This is a genomic window from Myxacorys almedinensis A (assembly GCF_010091945.1).
GTDB lineage: Bacteria > Cyanobacteriota > Cyanobacteriia > Leptolyngbyales > Leptolyngbyaceae > Myxacorys > Myxacorys almedinensis.
In genome coordinates, this window is sequence record NZ_WVIE01000025.1 from 1 (window position 1) to 20,324 (window position 20,324).

Consider the following 20,324-nt stretch of genomic DNA (forward strand, 5'->3'; position numbering starts at 1 on the left):
AAGGAATTTTACAACTCTTTCAAACGTAGTCTCAGCTTTCTTTTTGCGCTACCTTCCGTTCGTCGAACTCACGTTAAGGTGATGATGACCCAATTTTGCGGAGTGCGATCGCTGCCGCCATAGCCTCTACGCCACTAGACATTAATCCAACAGGCTCAGTTGAATCAGATTTTCGTCTTCCTTCATTGCCGAACGGCGCGATTCTTTAGAGCGTTGCGACGCGGAGCGCTCCCGCTTGTGCGGCTGAATGTCAACTTGGGTAACGAGCCACGATCGCAGGGCTTTCGCCTGCTGGAAATCCAACTGATGAAGCGCCAACGGAGGTGGGAAGAGGTCTTGATTTGGCAGGTGCGCCCATCCGATTTCACTGGCAAACTGGTCGTGCCCAAAGGGCAACAGCGACGCCGGCATCGGGGCTAAATACGGCAACACACTTTCCTCATTCCGAAACACAGCCCGTTGACGTTCTAATTGTTCAACTCGTCGCTGACGCGCATCTTTGTAGTTTAGGATCGGCGTCGGATAGCCTTTGACTCGCGGCGGCGCACCGAGTTGAACAGGCGCAACATGAGCCAGTTCAGGAACCCAGCGCTTGATGAATTCTCCTTGGGGATCGCAGCGCTCGACCGCCACTTGAGCAGGGCTATAAATGCGCGTCCAAGATTTGTCGATGCAATGGGTTATACCGGCTTGCATTGCCCACTGGTAGTGATCGATCGGACAATCGCCATCAATTAAGTGGCGCATAAAATGCAACGCTCCGTAGCGCCAATCCATGCCCAGTAAGTTACTCAAAAAGCTGGAATACAGGGCACGAGTGCGGAAGTTGAGTGCTTGCCAGCCGCCTGTAGCTTTGAGGCATCGCGCTGCTGCATCGATGAGGGGGAAGCCAGTTTCGCCCGCTTGCCAAGCTTGGTAGAGTTCTTCATTAAAGTCCCAACCGTCTTCGTCAAAGACTGAGTAGAGCGATCGCACCTCTAGCTGCGGCAAATATCGAAATCGTTGGGCAAACCCACTACCCCATCGCAAGCGAGACACTAGCTGTTTGCGGCTACGCTGAACTCGCGGATCGGCATTACCTTTGAGGATGCGTTGCGTGGTTTGGTAGCATTCGCGACTCGAAATCGCGCCAAATTTGAGGTGAGGACTTAAGCCCGTAGTGACTTCGGCACTGGGATAGGAGAGTTGCCAGTAGTAGCGATCGCTCTTTTCGGCTAAAAATTGGTGCAAAAATGTTCGAGCGGCGTTTGTTCCACCCGGTGGAATGGGTTTACCATCGCTGATCAATCCCAACTCGGATAACGTTGGAAGAGGTTCCCCGATGACAGTATCCGGAACTAGAATCTGACTAGGCGTGGGAATCATCGCCGCACTCATTTCGGCAAACCAAAATTTTCGATAGTCGGGGTACTCCATTAGCTCTGACGTTCCGGCGGTTGGCTCAAACCAGCGAATGCGAAGATGTTGCTCGGCTAAAGTTTGGTTTAATCGAGCATCTCGGACTCGCCCGTAGATGCGCTCGTAGTCGATGTAAGCGTAGATCCCTTCTGCTTGGGTTTCGCGGATCAAATTGGGCAGAATTTCGACTGGATCGCCATAGCGAAGAATTAGCCGTCCGCCGCGATCGCGCAGATCTTGGTCGAGCGATCGCAAACACTCCAGCATAAACGCTACCCGTGCAGGCGACGTTTCGGGATGGTGTAGCAAAGCGCGATCAAAAATGAAAACCGGAATTACGCCTCCTCGCATTACCGCACGGTGCAACGGAGCATGATCGCGAATTCGCAAATCGCGACGAAACCAAACGAGCGTCTGCTTCATGAATTCGCTTCAAGGTACTGATTAACATCTTCAATAACGCGGCTCAGTTCTGCTTCGGTGCTGAGGCGAATTCGCTCGTCTCTCACAGTTACCAAAACCTTGGCAGCAAAGGGGGAAGCCCAAATATTTGGGTTACAAAAAATTTCTAGAAACACATCACCCGTATGGCGATATTCGATTGGTTTTTGGGGCGTTGCCTTGCTGCCCGGAGCCGCAGTTGAGGCGGTCAACTTTAAGCCTTCTACAAGTTTCATCAAGGCAGCTTTGAGATCTTGCGCCGCTTCAGGGGAAAAGCCAAACGTTACAGATCCTTCAACGAGATTGAGCGTAAGTTGAGACATGAAGAAATTAAGCGCTAGGGTGTCTCGATCATTGTAAAGGCGAAAGCAAAGCGTTGAAATTACGGTTTTCTCAACCACTTTGCCCAACCAATTTAAATGGCAATCACTCTAGATAACCCGCAGATGACTTACTGCGTACGGGCACTTCCTTTGGGTAACACGAGGGTGAGTTCGACAGGGTTCTTGCGCTACGATCGCACCAAACAGCCCGATCTTGCTTGCCGCTGCTGACCACACCCTGAGCGATCTGGGGGCGACGATCAGCCCTCTGGCAGGCACGCTGGGCATTTGGCGCTTTCAGCGGCAACGGCTAGATCTCGTGCTAGCGCTCCCCATGGCACTCTATTCCCATTCAATCGTTCCAGGAGGTTTTGAAGTGATGTCATACACCACGCGATTGACGCCCTTCACCTCATTTACGATTCGGTTAGAAATTGTTTCTAGTAAATCGTAAGGAGCGCGAGACCAATCAGCCGTCATCCCATCTTCACTCGACACTAGGCGCAACACGATCGGATAAGCATAAGTACGCTGATCGCCCATGACTCCAACACTGCGAACGGGAAGCAAAACAGCAAACGCCTGCCAAAAATCGTTGTACATGCCTGCCCGATTGATTTCTTGTCGCACGATAAAGTCAGCATCTCGCAAAATATCTAGCTTCTCTTCATCTACAGCGCCAAGAATGCGGATTGCCAAACCCGGTCCTGGAAACGGCTGACGGTTGACAATTTCTTCGGGCAAGCCAATCGAGCGTCCGACCTTGCGAACTTCATCTTTAAAGAGTTTCCGCAGGGGTTCTACCAGTTTGAAGCGGAGATCCTTCGGCAACCCACCGACGTTGTGATGGCTCTTGATTTTGACGGCAACCCGCTCCCCGGTCTGAGGGTCAACGTTAGTATCTGCCGACTCGATCACGTCGGGGTAAAGTGTGCCCTGCGCTAAATAATCGAACGGACCAAGCCGCTTTGATTCTGCTTCAAACACTCGAATGAATTCATGCCCGATGCGCTTCCGTTTTTCTTCGGGATCATCTACCCCCGCTACGGCAGCCAAGAAGCGATCGCGGGCGTTAACATACTCCACATTGATATGAAATTGTTCATGAAATAGTTTTACCAAGCGCTCTGGCTCTAGCTTTCTCATAAAGCCTTGATCAATGAACATGCACGTTAGCTGATCGCCGATCGCCCGGTGCAGCAAAAACGCCAGCGTAGACGAATCAACACCCCCCGATAACGCCAACAACACCCGCTTTGTGCCCACTCTGCCGCGAATTTCCCGCACCGATTCTTCCACAAAGGCGTCGGTTGTCCAGGTGGGCTGGCATTCGCAGATGTGGTAAACAAAATTGCGGATCAGGGCTTGCCCACCCTGGGAGTGCACCACTTCTGGGTGAAACTGCACGCCGTACAGTTTGCGATCGTGGTGTGCGATCGCGGCGCACGGAGTATTCGAGGTATGCGCCAATACTTCAAACCCGTCTGGCAACCGGGCTACAGAATCACCATGGCTCATCCACATAATCGAGCCTTCGCCCACATTGGTTAGCAGATCCGTTGGGTCGTCGATCGCAAGATTTGCCTTGCCATACTCGCCCAGTTCCGCCCGTTCAACGCTGCCTCCAAGTTGTTGCACCATCAATTGCATGCCGTAGCACACACCCAAAACCGGCACCCCCAGATTCCAAATTTCGGGATCACAGTGGGGCGCGCCAGCGTCGTAAACCGAGCTAGGACCACCTGAGAGAATGATCCCCACGGGATTGAGTTGGCGCAGTTGCTCTGCCATCGTGCGATAGGACAGCACCTCTGAATAGACTTGAGTTTCGCGAATGCGCCGCGCAATCAACTCAGAATATTGGGAGCCAAAGTCAAGGATGACAATCATTTGGCGGTTGAGGCTGGCACGATCGGGTGTGTCTGTAGATGCGGAATTTGCGTCGAGAAGAGATTGTTCTGTTTGGAGTGTCACGGAAACTTCACCTGATCGCGTTTTGAATGTGGGTAAGGAAACAGCCTGCTAAGTTTGGTTTTGAAGTGTGATGGAATGTCGTTTAAAGTCTAGGTTTTTGAGACTGCTGCAATGTCTAGAAAAACCCTAACCCTTTCGCCTAGGGACAAGATATCCACCTCTCTTTAGGAAGAAGAGGAGAAGCCTTTAACCCATTTTATAAGGAGGGTTATCGTTGAAATTGAGGGAGTCCTAGTTGTTGAATAGTGGTTGAATATTTTGGCTATTTTAATCACATTAGCAAACTTGCTTCAACAGTGTGGTTGCAATTTGACTTTGAATTAAGATTTGCCGCGATCGATCAAACAGCACAGAGCCGACTACAACCGAAGCTTCACTTGAGGAGCCGCTATGGGTGTAAATATAGTCTCGGCACCGGCGATCAATCGTGGCAGCGATCGCGCCGTAGACTTGAGTAACCCAATCGCCCTCCAGAGTTTTTAGATACTTTAAGCCCTCTTCGGTGGTGGCACACTCGAAAATCGCTCGGAGGTCTGCCGTTGGTAAACCTGCATTGGCACAGTGGGCGGTAAGAATTTCCAATCGAGCATCAGCAACGTGATGATGGGTATGAAAAATTCCTCCTGCTAGTTTAATTAATTTACCGTGGTAGCCAAAAAGCAGAATCGATTTCACCTGCTGCATACCTGCCTCAACGAGAAGCGAACCGAGCCAATTGGCGGTTTTAACCAGGCGTTCGGGTTCGATCCCCATTTTGGTGGCTAGGTCTAGACCGTTTTCTCCGACGCAAAACACAAGACAGTCAAATCGCTGTGCTTTTTGTTGCAACTCCTGCCGAAAAAGCTCAAGTTGACCCGGAGCGCTGAGCGGTTGCGCGATGCCAGAGGTTCCCAGGAGAGAAAGCCCTTCTACCACGCCAAAGGCTTCGTTGGAGGTGCGTTTGGCAAGGGAGCGCCCTTCGGGTAACAAAAGGGTGACGTGGAGGGTTTCGTCGGCTTTTAATAACCGCTCTAAGTTTTCGCTCAAGAGTTGTTTGGCGTAGGCATAGATTGCAGGGGCGTCTCCTTCCATGTGCCCGATGCCTTCTCCGCCAGCGATCGCAAGCCGAGTTTTCCCAGAAATTGCACCGGTTCCGAGCCTCACCATCGCCCACACCGGCGTGTCTCGCGTCAAGTCTAAATTGTCACCCGGATCGCTGCGGGTGATTGCCAACGCAACTCCGGGCTGAAGGTTTGCCACCTGCTCGATGGCGATTGTCACGGTTTTGGCAGGCGCGATCAGATCAACCTCAACCGATCGAATTGATCGCGCCGATCGCAGATGGTTGAGCGCCGCGATCGCAGAGGCACAGGCAAACACCGGCAGCGTATATCCGGCTCGAACCTCCATGACTTCTCTCCTCAATTGTGTGATCTAAAACACCAGTAATCGTGACGGGCTTCTCTCCAGTCCTGCTGACTTTACAGCATCCTTAGAAAACTGAGAGACGTGTCAGAAGGCGGAACGCACATGCTAAACGGTGATTTGATTTTAGATGAAACGGCAGACAAAGCCACCCCAAACACGGTTGTTTTGCAACCAAGCGGCAATCTCGCAGAACCAACCGATACCCCATTTCAGACCAGTTTGGGACAGGCGATCGCCCAAGCAGATGCAGTCGTCGTTGACTTGCTGTGGATTGATACGATCGATCAGTCGGGGCTTTCAATCTTACTCTCTGGCATGACTCAAGCTAACAAACTCGGCAAATCTCTATCGTTTTTGTCGATGAATCAGCATACTCGTTCGACCCTAGATTCGATCTGGGAAAAGTTGCAAGAGGTGAATGCATCGGTTCAGACGGATGTGTTTGCTCCAGAGTTTGAGCAATTTCTAGACAATCATCAAGCTCAAGGCGTTAGCAAAAACTAGCCCTTTAAAGCGTCCGAAGAGTGTGATGCCGTCGGATTGCTGCCTTCACCTTTTTTGAGCGCCAGCGTTAAGCCGTCGCCGATCGCAACAAGACTGACATTCACCCGATCGTCGGCGGCTAGCGTTTGGTTAAATCGTCGCAGCGTGGTTGTGATCTTGTCGTGATCGGTGGAATCGGCAACCCGACCCGACCAAAGCACGTTATCGATTGCAATCAATCCGCCAGGGCGCACGAGTTGAAGGGCGCGATCGTAATAATTCTGATAATTTCCTTTGTCTGCATCAATAAACGCAAAATCAAAGGTTTCTGCCTGCCCTGCATCGAGCAATCGATCGAGAGTGCCCAAAGCAGGGGCAAGGTGTAACTCGATTTTGTCTTCAACCCCTGCCAACTGCCAATAGCGACGAGCGATCGCGGTGTAGTCTTCGCTCACATCACACGCAACAAGTTTGCCATCGGGCGGCAGCGCCAACGCGACAGATAATGAACTGTACCCTGTAAACACCCCGACTTCAAGCGTTTTTTTCGCCCCCATCAACCGAACCAACAGCGCCATAAACTGACCTTGATCTGGCGCAATCTGCATTCGGGCTTGGGGGTGCTCTGCGGTTTCGGTTCGCAGTTGGGCAAGAACGTCTATCTCGTTCACCGAGTGAGACAAAATGTACTCATAAATCGAGTCGTTTAAGCCGATGAACTTCTCAGCCATCTTAAAATTTCCTCTGAACCTAGTGGTCTGTCAAGATTGAAATGGGGGACTAGGAGGAGAGGGAGAGAGGGGGAGTCTAGTAATCGGAACCATCCACCCATTCACCCATCAACTCAAAGTTGACAATCTACTAGACCCCTTTCCGAGTTCTGTTTCCGAGTTCTGAAATCTTCTGTGAAGTTAGGCGCGTTTGCCTTGCCTCCCAACTCTACTGGCTTATGCTATCTCTGATAGGCTAGGAGAAAGAGCGATTTGGTGAGGGCAGAGCCGTGAAGCGATGGGTTCGAGTTGTGCTGTCGGTGATGTTGGTGGGACTGCTAACTGCCTGTGGCGGAAATAGTGGAGTGCCCAAGAATTTGGTAGGCAAAGCGATCGCGCTGCAAGTTGGTCAGACGCAGCAACAATTGAGTCAGCAGCTAAAGCTATCGCTGCCAAAATCTGCGTTAAACATCGATCGGGTCAACATTGCAACGCAAACACCTGTCACAATTCAAGATTTGCCTTCCTACAAAGTGACGGGAACCTACGATTTTACGCTGAAGCTGAAGACCCGAGAAGCTACCCAGTCGGATAATCCATTTGAGGTATATGTGCAGCGTCAGCGCGAAGGCAAAACTTGGCGACTGGCGCAGCAGCAGACCAACGAAAACGGGACAGGCTGGGTAACGTGGCTGATTGAGTAGAGGCAGACTTATGGATCGATCTACGTCGGCTAGTGGTCTGTCAAGATTGAAATGATGGACTGGGAATCGATGAGTGGATGAGTGGATGAATGGATGGGTAATACCAAATTAATCTGTAAATGCTACAAACGTGCGACCTCCCCCAACCCCTCCTGAGTCAGAAGAGGAGCCGGAAAGTCCCTCCTGACCAAGGGGGATGTCGTAGGCAGGGGGGTCGAGGGATCTGTCGCCGTGAACAATCAATTTGATATAACATCTCCCTCTACCCTCTCACCCCTCTACCCATCAACTCAACGTTGACAATCTACTAGTTTGAATCGTGCACCTAGGAAAGTTAGCGATTAGACCCCTTGTTCATGACATTCACTCCCTCCGAAATGGATGTTGGGCTAACCAGAAAAAACCCACAGCCGCAGGCTCTGCGAAGTAGTCTTGAGGGTTGGGCAAATTGTTGGGCTTGATGAGAATTGCAATATCTCAGCTAATTTGCGTTTGCCACAGGGGGAACATCTTGCGCTTGGGACAGGCTGCCCATGTTGTCCATATTGACTCGACCTTCTGTGAGAAATCGGAAGGTTTCTTGATACAAGCTTTGCCAAAAGTGGTTGCTCATATTCTGACTCACTTCGGTTGGATCGACCATCGGATGGGGAACCTGATCTTTTAGCAAGTAGAGATAAAAGGCATTACGATTTCTTTCGCTGCTGATGTCTTGGAAAAATCGTTTGTTTGTGTCGATGTCTGCCGCATCTTCATTTTCGGTTAGCACCATGAAGGTGGGAATCGTTTGGAGCGATCGCACCGCCGACGGACTCATCACCACACTGCTGCCAAAGCGATCGACCGCAGTTAATGCCCCAACTGGAAAGCGTAAATTGGCATCCCAACCAGACTCGCTAATATCTAACGGGCCTGCAAGATTCACATATTGGCGACGCTCTTTGCCGTGAATTCTCAGCAACGGGGCATAGGCAACGACTCCCTTCACCCGATCGGGTCGAGAGGCGGCAAGCCCCAGGGCAACGGCTCCGCCGACCGACAAGCCCACGGTGTAGATCGCTCCCGGCATAGCATGAAGGTCTTCTAGCCTGGCTTTGGCATCGGTCAGATAGTGCAGGTGAGACGACGTGAAATAGTGATCAAAATCTGGGTTGTTGGGAGACTCGATCGCGTTCATAATATCGAGCGATCGCGGCTCAAGGGCAACCAATCGCGCCATTAAGGCAATCTGCTGAATAAATCCGGGACGAGCGGCATCTGGGTGAGTGGCGAAGTTTTTGAAAAAGTCTTGCAAGATCGGATCGCGCCGGAGCTTTTCCCTTAAGGGATCGGCGTAGGGGGGCTTGAGATCGACCTGACACCAATTTTTGGCAGGGTTGGTGAGAACGTGCCCTGCGATCGTGCTTTGATAGACGTTAAACCCGTTCTGAAACAAATAGTCTGCCAGTCTCCACATCTGATGAGGTTTGGCGCTGAAGCCATGAAACATCATCACCGTGCCGCGAATCGGCTGTCCTGGCTCATGAAATAGATAGTATGGATACGCGCCTTCACGCCGATCGGGATGGCGATCGATACTTTGGATATGATGCTCGATCGCCCGTTTGGTCTGATTGATCTGTTCTAGGGCTGGCGTGGTGACAGCCGCAACGTTCATCATAATTATCCAGTGAAGAAATTATTCAGTGAAAAACTTAGAATTCCCGCATCGTTTAAAACGATGATCCAGGCTGCATTAGAAACTCAAGCTCTTCGGGGGTAGAGTGGCGTCCCAAAATGGTATTGCGATGAGGAAAGCGCCCAAATCGCTCAATGATCTCCCGATGCCTCAGCGCATAGTGGTGAGTATTGTTTAATTCGGGATCATCTTTAAACTGCTCAAATAGCTTCACAGATTGATGCTGACATTCCAGATCTTCAGCATGTTCTAGGGGAAAGTAAAAAAACTGACGCTGCACAGGCGGGAGTTGCTGATCGAAGTGGTGGGAGATCGCATGACGCGCAACTTCTAGGGCCGCGCGATCGTAGGCAAACGATTCTGGCTGTCCGCGAAATAGATTGCGGGAAAACTGATCGAGCACAATCACCAGCGCCAGACACCGTTCGGGCATATCTTTCCAGGTTGATAGCCGCCCGGCGGCAGCTTGGCGATGCAGATCAAGAAATCGCGATCGCACCTGTTCATCAAACGCTGGATCTTTGATAAACCAAACCTTGCGCGGTTTTAATTCGTTGCCAAACCAAAAGTCTAAAACGTCTTGAACGGCGTCCATATAAAAATTTTCCTCGCGAGTCACGGAAGTTCTAACACAAACTCCCGCGACCTGCGAGGAAAACACCAAACCTGTTTAGTTGTTCAGCAAAATCGAAGCTGATGACCTTGAGTTCATGACCTTGAATCTAGGACACTAAATCTAGGACATTGCTTGAATAATGAAATCGAAGTAAGGAGCCGCTTCAGACGCATCGGACGGATTGAGCAACCCAGAAGCTGCCTCTTTGAGACAAGCGATCGCTTCTGCCATGCCCGGAACCGGAACGCCCAGCGCGTTATACATTTCTCGTGCACCAATCACCCCGATTTTCTCGATCGGATCGGTCGTTCCTGACAGCACCCCATAGGTAACGAGGCGCAAATACCAACCGTAATCGCGCAGACAAAGTGCCCGTTCCCGGTTCCCATAAGCGTTGCCGCCCGGAGAAATGAAATCGGGGCGCTTCTTCCACAGCTTTCTGCTGGCTTCTTCTACAATTTTCTTCTCATTTTCAGACAAGACGGCAGCAATGCGGGTGCGTTGTGCGCCAGTCGTGAAAAAGTCTTTTATACCACTAAGTTCGCCGCTCGTCGGATAACGAAGTTCGTCGTCGGCTTGCAAGATGACTTGGCTAACTACGCTCATATTTAAATCGCGGTATCTCAGAATTCATCTTGTAGTTTATCTACTTTTGGTCACTTAGCGAAAGGGGGATTTCTAATTTACCTTGACAAAACGTAATATATAGTCTCAGGTAAAGGCTCAACGAATTCGTGACAGAGGTTCATGGCAAAAATTCATAGCAACCCTAGTGGTCTGTCAAGATTGAACTGACGTTCTATAGGCTTTCTAGATAGCCTAATAAATCTGCCATCTCTTTTTGGCTAGGCTGAAACTTGGGCATTGGAGGCGTTTGCCCACTAATCACCTGCTCGATCAATCGCGCCCGAGACTTGCGGGCAGATACCCCTTTCAAGCTAGGACCTACGTTACCATCTGCCATAATGCCGTGACAGCCTGAGCAGTTGATCTGAAAAATGGCATGACCTTGAACCGCATCCCCCTGAAGCGCCAACACCTCTTGAATGTAGGGAACAGGCTTGCGGATCTGGTACACGGCAAGAACTCCCAACACAACTGAGATGGCAACCACTAGCGCGATCGCAACCAATTTCTGAAAAGAAACGTTAGGTTTGGCAAGTTGCTCATTCAAAGGGTATGACTCAGCCAAATTTGTAAAGATATTCACTCATTTACTAAACAGACTTTAACAAATTTTGGCAACCCTTGCCCTCGAAAATTAAAAACCCTCTGGCGCAAGAAAAGCGCAGTCGGGTGGATTTGTTGCACCGATTGACCACGAGACCAATTAGGATGGAAAATAAGAGCGATCGCACGAATGTTTCAGAACCTTAAAAAACTGAGGAGATTATTCATGATTGAGCCGATTTTGCTTGGCATCGTGTTGGGGCTCGTTCCTGTGACGCTAGCAGGCTTGTTTGTCGCGGCTTACACTCAATATCGGCGCGGCAATCAGTTGAACCTGTAGTTTGAATGCATAGGCTGCCATTGAGTCTACAAACTTGAGTCTACAAACTGGCGTCATCATAAAAAGCCGCTTTGAGCTAAAAGTTGAGGCGGCTTTTTGCTGACCAATTTTTGAACGGGTGGTGATCTTGTCATACAAATGACAAACCTAGAGAGTAAGCTATGCCAAGAAAAGCACTTCGATTCTTTGTAACGTCGTGACTTTGAGCATAAAGCGTGCGTTGAACCGCGTATTGTCCATCGTGCCTCATTTCTTTAGTTTCTATGATCACAACTTTTCTTTCTCAAGCTTGGTACGTTCTACTCCATAGCGCTCCATGGATGGGCTGGAATCTTTTCCTGGCGGTTGTCCCCCTCATCTTGAGCGTGCTTTTATTCAGGCAAACACAGTTTCGTGCATCTACCTTGACCCTTCCTCCGATCGGGCTTCAGACGCGCCATCGTTCGCTGTTGTGGTGGCTAGGGGTGGTGGTCTTTGTTGCCTTTTTGCCAAATGCCCCCTATATCTTGACCGACATTATTCACTTTATTACTAACGTTCAGGCGGCAGATTCAGTGTGGTTTGTGACGCTCTTCCTGATTCCGTTGTACGTCCTTTTCATCGCTGCCGGATTTGAAGCTTACGTTTTGTCGCTGATCAACCTGGGCGCTTACCTCAATCAGAGGGGACTTGCTCGGTGGATTTTGCTGTTTGAAATGGTGCTCCATGCGCTGAGTGCGATCGGGATTTACCTCGGACGTTTTTTGCGCTACAACAGTTGGGATTTGGTGACGCGCTTGGATGAGATTTTAAGGGTGATAGTAGATGACCTGTTGGGCAGTCGCCCCATCTTGGTGATGCTGCTGATCTTTCTGATTGTGGCAGGGCTATATGCATTAGTTAAGCCGCTTCATCTTGCGGTTTTCCGCCATCCGCGATCGCGGGTAGCTCGTCACTATGCGATCGATTAATTTCTGTAATTCTTTTCTGGATTGTAATTAACGGCAGTTGTAGCTTTTCAAGTAATCAACTCGCCGTTTTTTGTTGGACGATGAACACCCTTCATTTTGCAATTTCTAACGTTATTTTAAGTCTTGGTCTACTTAGCGCCTTGGGGTTGCCAGGTCAGGCGCTTGAAACTGTCAAAACGGCTCAGCAAGGTAGCGTTCGGGCTGAACTCTCTTATCAAAAACCTGAGAAAGATTTTCTTCAATACAGCAAGATTCGATTAAAAATTAGCCGATCAGGGCAAACTGTTTTCGACCAACCCTCTAAGGCAGACGAGTATGATCGACCGTGGATTGATATTACGGATGGGTCAACAGAGTTTGCAGAATCTGGTTTCAAGGTGCAAGATTTGGATGGAGATCAAGAGCCTGAGATCATCACCGATTTCTTCACGGGCGGCGCGCACTGTTGCACCTATTCTTTGATTTATCGGTATGATGCGGCGAAGAAAACCTATGTCCAAACAGACCATTTTTGGGGTGATGTGGGCTATCGGCTGCAAGATGTTGATGGCAATGGAACGATTGAATTTAGAAGTGCCAATCCTGGCTTTGCCTATGCGTTTGCTAGTTTTGCTGGCTCGGCATTTCCGATTCAAATCTGGCGCTACGATCGCGGCAACATGATTGATGAAACCCGTCGCTATCCGAAACAAGTTTACGCAGATGCGTATCAGAAATGGCAATTTTATGTAAATGCTGGAGAAGAAGACGGTGAAGTGAAAGGGCTATTAGCCGCGTACATGGCTGACAAATACTTATTGAATCAGCAAGAAGATGGCTGGAAACGACTACGAGCCACTTACAAGGGTCGCGATCGCAACCAGTTTTTCACCGAGCTAAGCGCCTTTTTGAGAGAGACAGGCTACGTCGTTAAATAACCGCCGTTAAATAACACCTGCTGCGTTGCAAAAACAACGCTATTTCTGCAACGCAGTTCGAGCATGGTTTAGGAGGAGCCGATGCTCGGCGCGAGCGATCGCAGCATAGGTTTCTTCTACAGTATCCACAGTGGCGGTAATAGACGTGACACCCCATTCAACCAACCGATCAATAAAATCAGTGTGAGTCGGAATGTGCCCACAAATAGAGCAGGGAATCGCGAGCGCCTGAGCCGCGTGGATGAGTTGCGCGATCGCAGCCATAACCGCCGGATGAGACTCGTTTAAGGTGGCTCCGAGCAGCCCTTGATCGCGATCTGCGCCTAACATCAGTTGGGTCAAATCGTTGGTGCCAATGCAAATTCCTTGCACCCCTGCTGCCACAAACTCTGGCAACAAAAAAAGCGCTGAGGGCACTTCTGCCATGATCCATAGCTGAAACTGAGGCTGATGCAGCAGCCCGGCTTGGTTAACCCGCGCTCGACAGAAGGTAAATTCTTCTACGGTTCGTACGAAGGGCAACACGAGTCTCAAATTAGAGAAGCCGCCTGCGATCGCGTGTCTGAGGGCATCGAGTTCGAGGTCAAACAGGGTCGGATCTAGGACATAACTAAAGGTGCCGCGTCGTCCCAACATTGGGTTGGGTTCTGCGACGGATTGGGAACCCTGAAGCGATTGAAACTCATGCGATCGCAAATCCAAACTGCGATAAAACACAGGACGAGGGAAAAATGCCCCAGCAACGGTCTGAATTTGTTCGATCAGGCGCTGCGTTAATTCCGGTTGTCGGTTCTGTTCGATCCAGTGTTGAGGATGCTGTTGCTCTAAGATTGACACCATCATTAACTCTGATCTCAAAAGCCCAACTCCGTCTACTGGAAGGTGCCCAACCCGATCGAGCAGATCAGGCTGACTCAGCGCCACCATCAGTTGAGTTGCGATCGCAGGATTTCCATGAGCCGCAAAACCAGAACTAACACGCTTATTTACTGTATTTTTTGCGTTTACATTTCTTACTTCTTCGCTTTTCACTACTGTATTTAATTCTGTGTTTACTCCCATATTTGTCTCTGTATTCACTTTTGTATTCACCTCATACACTTTTCCCTCATCTCCATCCACGACGATCCAATCTCCCGTCCGAATCTGCTGTGTCGCTTTCCCCACGCCCACAATTGCTGGAATGCCAAGTTCTCTCGCGACAATGGCGCTATGGCTAGTCATGCCTCCTTGTTCCGCCACGATCGCGGCGGCTTGCTGCATCAAGGGCAACCAGGCAGGCAAAATTTCTGAGGCAACCACCACGGTTTCCGGCGGCAGCCTAAGCGGCAGATCCTGCTCTGTAATCACTTCGGCTCGCGCGATCGCTCGTCCTCCTGACACGCCAATTCCAACCATCATCACAGCGTGAGAGGCGTCTTGCTCTAACGCTACCGGAGCAGGCTCAAGGTGCCGATAATTTGCTTGGGTGACGTAGAGATTGTCTTGATATAACTGCCATTCCAGCGCGATTGGGGCAGGGCACACCTTGATAGAATCTGCCCCATTAAAATCAGATTGCAATTGCTGGGTCAGCGTTAGAAACCGCTGTAACACGGTGGGAGCAAGCACCAGCGGCTGGGGGTCATTCCAGGCTGTGCGCTCTAGCGGCGATGCCTCAACGTCACCAATCTGATAAACGATCGTTTGATTTCCTGCATCTTTAGAAGACACCTCCTCACCCCGCCAATCGATCTGATAGACCGAAGGCAACACCTCCCCCCGCTCGATCGCCATTGGCAATCCATAGGTCGCCAAGATTTCCCAATCGGTTGAATTGGTTTGCAGATAGCCAGATGCATCCGCAGAGCCGATCGGTTGCGCGATCGCAGCCAAATATAAATCTTGAAACGACACCTTGGCTCGTTGCAGATAGACCAAATTTCGCGCTCGAAAAAGCTCTGTCCATAATCTTTTCAAGCCATTGGCAACCTCATCTGCCGTCTTCCAGCATACCTGCGGTTCGATCAGGCTTGTCAAACCCGACAGAGACACCGAGGAGGCTGCCCCTGCCGACTTTAAGGCAAAGGATGGGCGAAGAATCATCGCTGGCGATTTTGCAGGATCGCCATCCCCAGATTTGCCATCGATCGGAGGCAGCATGTTGAGGCACGACCCTAACTCAGTGATCCAGGAGGGCGATAGAGGCGTATCGTGAATCAGTTGACGAATTTGCCGAGCGATCGCTTGCAATTGTTGGGCATTTTCGACGTTTAGCCGCAACGAGGCATCGGCTAAATCTGCAAAAAAGGGTTCTCTCTGGTGAATCGTAGCAAGAAATTCTCGCAGAATCCGTGCCGAAATCACAACCGTTGGTATCACTGCATAGCCTTTACGCACCAGTTGATCGAGGTGAAGGGCTTGCTCTCCGACCCACACATATTGCTCTGAATCAATCTGATTTAACCAGTAAAAATTATCCACAGTGATAGAAGCAGCATAAACGATTCGCTGACGCTTGCAACGCAATTGCAGCCTCGTCTGATTGTAAAACACCGTTTTTAGAGAGCAGGAATTGATCAGAATTTATGCATGATCAGAAAAAATAGGGGTCTAGGACAAAGTGGCGGGAGGGCATTCTGAAAGGATGATGTTCTTTCTCATACCAAATTAATCTGTAAATGCTACAGATGTGCGACCTCCCCCAACCCCTCCTTAGTTAAGGAGGGGAGCCGGAAAGTCCCTCCTGGTCAAGGGGGATGCCGTAGGCAGGGGGGTCGAGGATCTGTCGCAGTAAAAGATCAATTTGGTATCGCCAACCGATCGCTAACCAAGCCCATGCGTCTAGATTCTGTTTTCCATCTCTTTCTCAAGTCTGCCTGCCCCCTCTGCCAGCGCCCAACCGCTACAGAATTTTGTCTCGGTTGCCAGAAAGAGCTTGAGCAGCAACAGTTTTGTGACCCAGCACAGTTTTGGCAAGAGCAGCCCAGCGTGTTTGCGTGGGGTGACTATGGCGGCGCGTTGAAACGGGCGATCGCGCAATTTAAATACTGCGATCGCGCGGATCTTGCTCGTCCCTTGGGTCGGCAGGTGGCTCAAGCATGGCTGGCTGCCCCAGTTCGCCGAGACCTTGCAAAACCGACTATCGTTCCCATTCCGCTTCACGTCGGCAAACATCAGCAGCGCGGCTACAACCAGGCTGAACTACTAGCCCAGGAATTTTGTCATCTGACCGGATGCCGACTGCAACCCAATGGCTTGCAGCGCGCTCAAGCGACCGAGGCGCTATTTCAGCTATCTGCTGCTCAACGCGAACAAACGCTAAAACACGCTTTTATTCTCGGTAAAGATTTTCAGCGACGCCTTCCAACTGCTCCGGTGCTGCTTTTGGATGATATTTACACATCGGGCGCAACGGTTCGATCAGCAATGCAAACGCTGAGACGGCATGGAGTTAGAGTAAAGGGTGTCATTGTGTTAGCAAAAGCAATGCCATGGAAAACAAAAGAACGCCAATGATTGCGTTAAACCAGAAACAATGCAACAAACTAATAACAATTCAACCCGAATCCCCTGAGAATTACTGATAATAGCAATGATCCCGTTAATCGGGTTTGTTACTTTTGCGATCGGAGCCATTCATGACCCCTTTTCCTCAACCCATATCTGAACAGGTCGTTTTAATTACCGGCGCATCTGCTGGCATTGGCGCAGCCTTGGCTCAAGCGTTAGCCCATCGGTGGACAGGGATTCGACTGGTCTTAGCAGCGCGCAACCAAGATAAATTAACCCGCGTTGCCGACCTGTGCAGCAAAGCCGGAGCCGACGTGATCACCGTGCCCACGGATATGTCTGATGTGGCACAAGTCCAAGCGTTGGCACAAGCTGCGATCGCAACGTTCGGACGAGTCGATGTGTTGGTTAACAACGCAGGCTATGGGCAAATGGGTCCCATCGAGTTGATTCCACCGTCTGCCGTGCAGCGACAGTTTCAGGTCAATGTGTTAGGAACGATCGCCTTGATTCAAGCCCTCACTCCCGTGATGCGAAACCAAGGCGGGGGAAAGATTATTAATATTAGCTCGATCGCGGGACGCATTGCGTTTCCCTTGGGTGGGTTATACAGCGCTTCTAAGTTTGCCCTAGAAGCCCTCAGCGATACATTGCGCCGTGAGTTAGACCCGTTTAACATTCGAGTTAGCATCATAGAGCCAGGACCGGTCAGTACCGAATTTTTCGAGGTGGTAAATCGGGAAGTCGATTATGCTATTCCTGATGGCGGTGCCAATTCTCCCTATCGTGCGGCCTTCGAGAACCTTGAGAACCTTGATCAGTTAACGCGCCGCCAAGCCTGGACGTCTGAACAGGTGGCCAGTGTGATTGTAAAAGCCATTGGCGCAACCTATCCCCGCTCTCGCTATGTAGCAGCCACCGCCGGAGATTTTTTAGTGTTTATGATGACCAAACTGTTGCCTACTCGACTGGTGGATCTGTTTTGGCAAAAGTTTTATGGCATTGATTTAGTGGCTAAAGACTGGAACAATCAGCGTAAAGCCGGTTAAGTTCAAGATTAAGTTCAAAAAGTTGGGGCAACTGCCGTTTAGACCTGATCACCAAACTTAGAGCAGCCTGTGATGGATCTACTGGAATATCAAGCGAAAGAATTATTCCGCGACGCTGGGATTCCAGTTCCGGCTTACCAGCGTATTGATCGCCCTGCCGACCTCAAAAGTCTTACCATTCCTTACCCGATCGCGATTAAGTCGCAGGTTTACATGGGGGGGCGCGGGCGCTTGGGCGGTGTGCGGATGGCATCCAATACGATCGATGCGATCGCGGCGGCTCACACTATTTTTAACCTGCCGATCATGGGCGAACTGCCCAAGGTGCTGTTAGCCGAGGCAAAGTTTGAGATTGACCAAGAACTCTATTTGGCAGTAGTGCTAAATCGATCGATTCGTCGCCCAGTGCTGCTTGGCTCGGCTCAAGGTGGAATTGATGTGCAAACTGCGATCGCTCAAATGCAGCAAGTTGTGGTAGATCAAGAATTTTCCCCGTTTTACGCTCGGCGGTTAGTGCTGAAAATGGGCTTAAGCGGAGACCTCCTCAATGCAGTGACTGACGTGATTGAGCGGATGTATCGCCTCTTTTTGAACAAAGATTTAGATTTAGTAGAAATTAATCCGTTGGCGGTCAACACCGCCGGTGAGGTGATGGCGTTAGATGGCAAAGTCAGCGCCAACGATGCCGCGTTGGGACGCCACCCTGCTTTAGCCGCTTTAGACATGCGATCGGGGCAGGGCGCAACTTTAAAAGAATCCCGTCCCCCTGGGGCAGCTTGGCTTCCCGATGTGCTATCGACGGTCGATCCAGATGGGCAAATCGGAGTTCTTGCCAACGGGGCAGGATTGACGATGGCAACGATGGATCTCGTGTGTCAGGCGGGCGGAAAGCCGCTAAACTGTCTCAACATTGGCGGAGAAACCCGCTCGGATGCCTTGCCTGAAGACTTGTGTGAACGTCTAGAACAAGGCTTGGAGTTGCTGAGCCGCAATAAACAGATCAAAGTGATTTTAGTCAATATTGTGAGTGGAACCCTGCCGTGCAGTCGTGTTACTCAAGCGATCGCAAAATTTTTGCAGCGTCCGGTCTCCATTGTTCGCTCGGTCAATTCTCCCCATGATGAAGTCCGGTTGAGCCGTGTCAAGCCGTTTCCATCGCTGGTTGTGCGGTTAGTTGGCGTGCAGCTTCAAGAAGCAGAACTGTCCCTTGCGAAAACGCCCGCAATTTTTGTTGAAGACCTGGATCAGGCAATCACTCAAACGCTGTCGCTTGTTAGAAAACGCGAACCTTAACCGTATCTTAACCGTTTCTTAAATTACAATTAGTCCAGTAAAAATACGGAACTTAACAGGAGCATTTTTGTTGCCTTTATCGGATCTAGGAAATTCTCAGATTTAGTGACATATTCAGCAGAAATATAATGAGGTATCTCGTATGCTGCTGATAACGCTCAGGCTTATCACTTTGTAACCTGTTTTAGTTTTCTTTAGGAAGGGCTAAAACGCTGAGAAACTCTAATACCTGAGGCTGAAACTATCTACTCTAGGCGGGTTGCAGGCATCTAATAGAACGTTTATAGTCCTACAGAAACGAGTGTTGAAATCCTGGCTATCCTTAGCCGTTCTCAAGTTTAGATTTGTTCCCTAAACTTCCCCATTTTATGAATTTTACGGCAACCAACACAGTTATTATTCAGGGCATTACCGAACCTCTAGGTGCGTGCTATGCGCCATTAATGCAAGCCTATGGAACGACTGTTGTTGCTGGCATTAGCTCTGGCAACGGAGGGCGATCGCTGGCAGGAATTCCAGTGTTTGACATGGTAGAGCAAGCGTTATCTAGCGTTGGTGCGATCGATACATCGGTGATTTTTTCGCCTCCCTATGCGGCGTTAGATGCCGCCCTCGAAGCGATCGCAGCCGGGGTGCGAACGATCATTCTTGTAAGTCAGGGCGTGCCTCCCCTGGATATGGTACATCTGATTCGTAAAGCCGAGGCAACCGAAACTCTAATCGTTGGTCCCAACAGCCCCGGAATTATTGTTCCTCACCAACTTTTGCTCGGCATTCATCCTCCAGAACTCTACAAGCCTGGCTCAGTTGGCATCCTTAGCCGAAACGGTACACTAACTTACGAAGTGGCGTGGTCGTTATCCCAAGCAGGCATTGGGCAATCGATCGCGGTAAGTATTGGTGACGATGCGATCGTAGGTTCAACCCTGCCCCAGTGGTTGCAAATGTTAGACGAAGACGACCAAACCGACGCCATCGTTTTAGTCGGCGAAATTGGGGGCGACAGTGAAGAACTCGCCGCACATTATATCGCAGAAGCGATTGATAAGCCTGTGATTGCCTATATTGCTGGGCGGAGTGCTCCCCGTGGGAGACGCATGGGGCATGCAGGAGCCATTATTGAGTCTCAAGCGACTGATTTTGGCCCAGACATTGGCACGGCAGAAAGCAAAATCACAGCGCTAAAACGAGCAGGCGTTCCAGTCGCAGAGCGTCCTTCAGAGATTCCAGAGATCGTGAGAAAATTGCTCAAGCATCCGTTAAAAAAGGTATCGTGAAAGCCGAGTTTGTGAATGGCAGCGGGTTGGGTGACGCATGTAGCAAATGATACTTTGATGATTTTGAGAGAACTTGCTTTCTGTAGGCAACGTACCCCTTGT

Annotated in this window: 19 protein-coding genes; 9 read left to right on the plus strand and 10 right to left on the minus strand. The window is 50.2% G+C overall.

All coding sequences use genetic code 11. The features are described 5' to 3' along the window. Positions 1-141: 141 nt before the first annotated feature. The 4 genes from GS601_RS17820 to cbiD form a co-directional block, all read right to left on the minus strand. The gene (locus GS601_RS17820; protein ID WP_162424643.1) at positions 142-1,821 is read right to left on the minus strand and encodes an FAD-binding domain-containing protein; all 1,680 of its coding nucleotides are present in this window, start codon (positions 1,819-1,821) and stop codon (positions 142-144) included. Then, entirely contained in the window at positions 1,818-2,162 is a 345-nt protein-coding gene (locus GS601_RS17825) for a hypothetical protein (protein WP_162424644.1), read from the minus strand. The genes GS601_RS17820 and GS601_RS17825 overlap by 4 nt, the downstream gene beginning before the upstream one ends. Before the next feature lie 342 nt (positions 2,163-2,504). Beyond that, entirely contained in the window at positions 2,505-4,136 is a 1,632-nt protein-coding gene (gene guaA / locus GS601_RS17830; RefSeq protein ID WP_476638896.1) for a glutamine-hydrolyzing GMP synthase, read from the minus strand. 276 nt (positions 4,137-4,412) lie between these two features. Next, positions 4,413-5,525 (minus strand): cobalt-precorrin-5B (C(1))-methyltransferase CbiD, encoded by a 1,113-nt coding sequence (gene cbiD / locus GS601_RS17835; RefSeq protein WP_162424645.1) that lies wholly within the window; start codon positions 5,523-5,525, stop codon positions 4,413-4,415. A 120-nt stretch (positions 5,526-5,645) separates the two neighbouring features. Here cbiD and GS601_RS17840 point away from each other — a divergent pair, with 120 nt between their 5' ends. Further along, on the plus strand, positions 5,646-6,047 hold the full coding sequence (locus tag GS601_RS17840; protein ID WP_162424646.1) for an STAS domain-containing protein: 402 nt from the start codon (positions 5,646-5,648) through the stop codon (positions 6,045-6,047). Here the strand turns inward: GS601_RS17840 and GS601_RS17845 are convergent. Then, positions 6,044-6,757, minus strand: coding sequence for a class I SAM-dependent methyltransferase (locus GS601_RS17845; protein ID WP_162424647.1), 714 nt, complete (start codon positions 6,755-6,757; stop codon positions 6,044-6,046). The genes GS601_RS17840 and GS601_RS17845 overlap by 4 nt on opposite strands. Positions 6,758-7,026: 269 nt before the next feature. Between GS601_RS17845 and GS601_RS17850 the strand changes: the two genes are divergently transcribed. After that, positions 7,027-7,440, plus strand: coding sequence for a hypothetical protein (locus tag GS601_RS17850; RefSeq protein WP_202925184.1), 414 nt, complete (start codon positions 7,027-7,029; stop codon positions 7,438-7,440). A gap of 481 nt (positions 7,441-7,921) precedes the next feature. On the opposite strand, the gene GS601_RS17855 is transcribed toward GS601_RS17850, so the two are convergent. The 4 genes from GS601_RS17855 to GS601_RS17870 form a co-directional block, all read right to left on the minus strand. Beyond that, positions 7,922-9,100, minus strand: coding sequence for a dienelactone hydrolase family protein (locus tag GS601_RS17855; RefSeq protein ID WP_238393356.1), 1,179 nt, complete (start codon positions 9,098-9,100; stop codon positions 7,922-7,924). 52 nt (positions 9,101-9,152) lie between these two features. Next, positions 9,153-9,713, minus strand: a complete 561-nt coding sequence (locus GS601_RS17860; protein WP_162424648.1) for a DUF924 family protein — start codon at positions 9,711-9,713, stop codon at positions 9,153-9,155. Positions 9,714-9,854: 141 nt separating this feature from the next. Continuing rightward, on the minus strand, positions 9,855-10,340 hold the full coding sequence (gene apcD, locus GS601_RS17865) for an allophycocyanin subunit alpha-B (protein ID WP_162424649.1): 486 nt from the start codon (positions 10,338-10,340) through the stop codon (positions 9,855-9,857). A gap of 193 nt (positions 10,341-10,533) precedes the next feature. Continuing rightward, positions 10,534-10,908 (minus strand): c-type cytochrome, encoded by a 375-nt coding sequence (locus GS601_RS17870; RefSeq protein WP_162424650.1) that lies wholly within the window; start codon positions 10,906-10,908, stop codon positions 10,534-10,536. Positions 10,909-11,130: 222 nt separating this feature from the next. Here GS601_RS17870 and petG point away from each other — a divergent pair, with 222 nt between their 5' ends. The 3 genes from petG (at position 11,131) to GS601_RS17885 (ending at position 13,111) form a co-directional block, all read left to right on the plus strand. Further along, positions 11,131-11,244, plus strand: a complete 114-nt coding sequence (gene petG, locus GS601_RS17875) for a cytochrome b6-f complex subunit V (RefSeq protein WP_162424651.1) — start codon at positions 11,131-11,133, stop codon at positions 11,242-11,244. Positions 11,245-11,507: 263 nt separating this feature from the next. Beyond that, positions 11,508-12,194, plus strand: a complete 687-nt coding sequence (locus GS601_RS17880; RefSeq protein ID WP_162424652.1) for a DUF1361 domain-containing protein — start codon at positions 11,508-11,510, stop codon at positions 12,192-12,194. Between the two features lie 80 nt (positions 12,195-12,274). Beyond that, positions 12,275-13,111 (plus strand): hypothetical protein, encoded by an 837-nt coding sequence (locus GS601_RS17885; RefSeq protein ID WP_162424653.1) that lies wholly within the window; start codon positions 12,275-12,277, stop codon positions 13,109-13,111. A gap of 39 nt (positions 13,112-13,150) precedes the next feature. Here the strand turns inward: GS601_RS17885 and GS601_RS17890 are convergent, their stop codons facing one another. Continuing rightward, on the minus strand, positions 13,151-15,574 hold the full coding sequence (locus GS601_RS17890) for a putative PEP-binding protein (protein ID WP_162424654.1): 2,424 nt from the start codon (positions 15,572-15,574) through the stop codon (positions 13,151-13,153). Between the two features lie 354 nt (positions 15,575-15,928). On the opposite strand from GS601_RS17890, the gene GS601_RS17895 reads away from it, so the two are divergent. From GS601_RS17895 to GS601_RS17910, 4 genes are all read left to right on the plus strand, one after another. Then, positions 15,929-16,609, plus strand: coding sequence for a ComF family protein (locus GS601_RS17895; RefSeq protein ID WP_162424655.1), 681 nt, complete (start codon positions 15,929-15,931; stop codon positions 16,607-16,609). A 122-nt stretch (positions 16,610-16,731) separates the two neighbouring features. Continuing rightward, the gene (locus GS601_RS17900) at positions 16,732-17,652 is read left to right on the plus strand and encodes an SDR family oxidoreductase (RefSeq protein ID WP_162424656.1); all 921 of its coding nucleotides are present in this window, start codon (positions 16,732-16,734) and stop codon (positions 17,650-17,652) included. 72 nt (positions 17,653-17,724) lie between these two features. Continuing rightward, on the plus strand, positions 17,725-18,945 hold the full coding sequence (locus GS601_RS17905) for an ATP-grasp domain-containing protein (protein WP_162424694.1): 1,221 nt from the start codon (positions 17,725-17,727) through the stop codon (positions 18,943-18,945). 368 nt (positions 18,946-19,313) lie between these two features. Then, complete coding sequence (locus GS601_RS17910; protein WP_162424657.1) at positions 19,314-20,222, plus strand: succinate--CoA ligase subunit alpha; 909 nt, start codon at positions 19,314-19,316, stop codon at positions 20,220-20,222. The last annotated feature ends 102 nt before the right edge of the window (positions 20,223-20,324 follow it).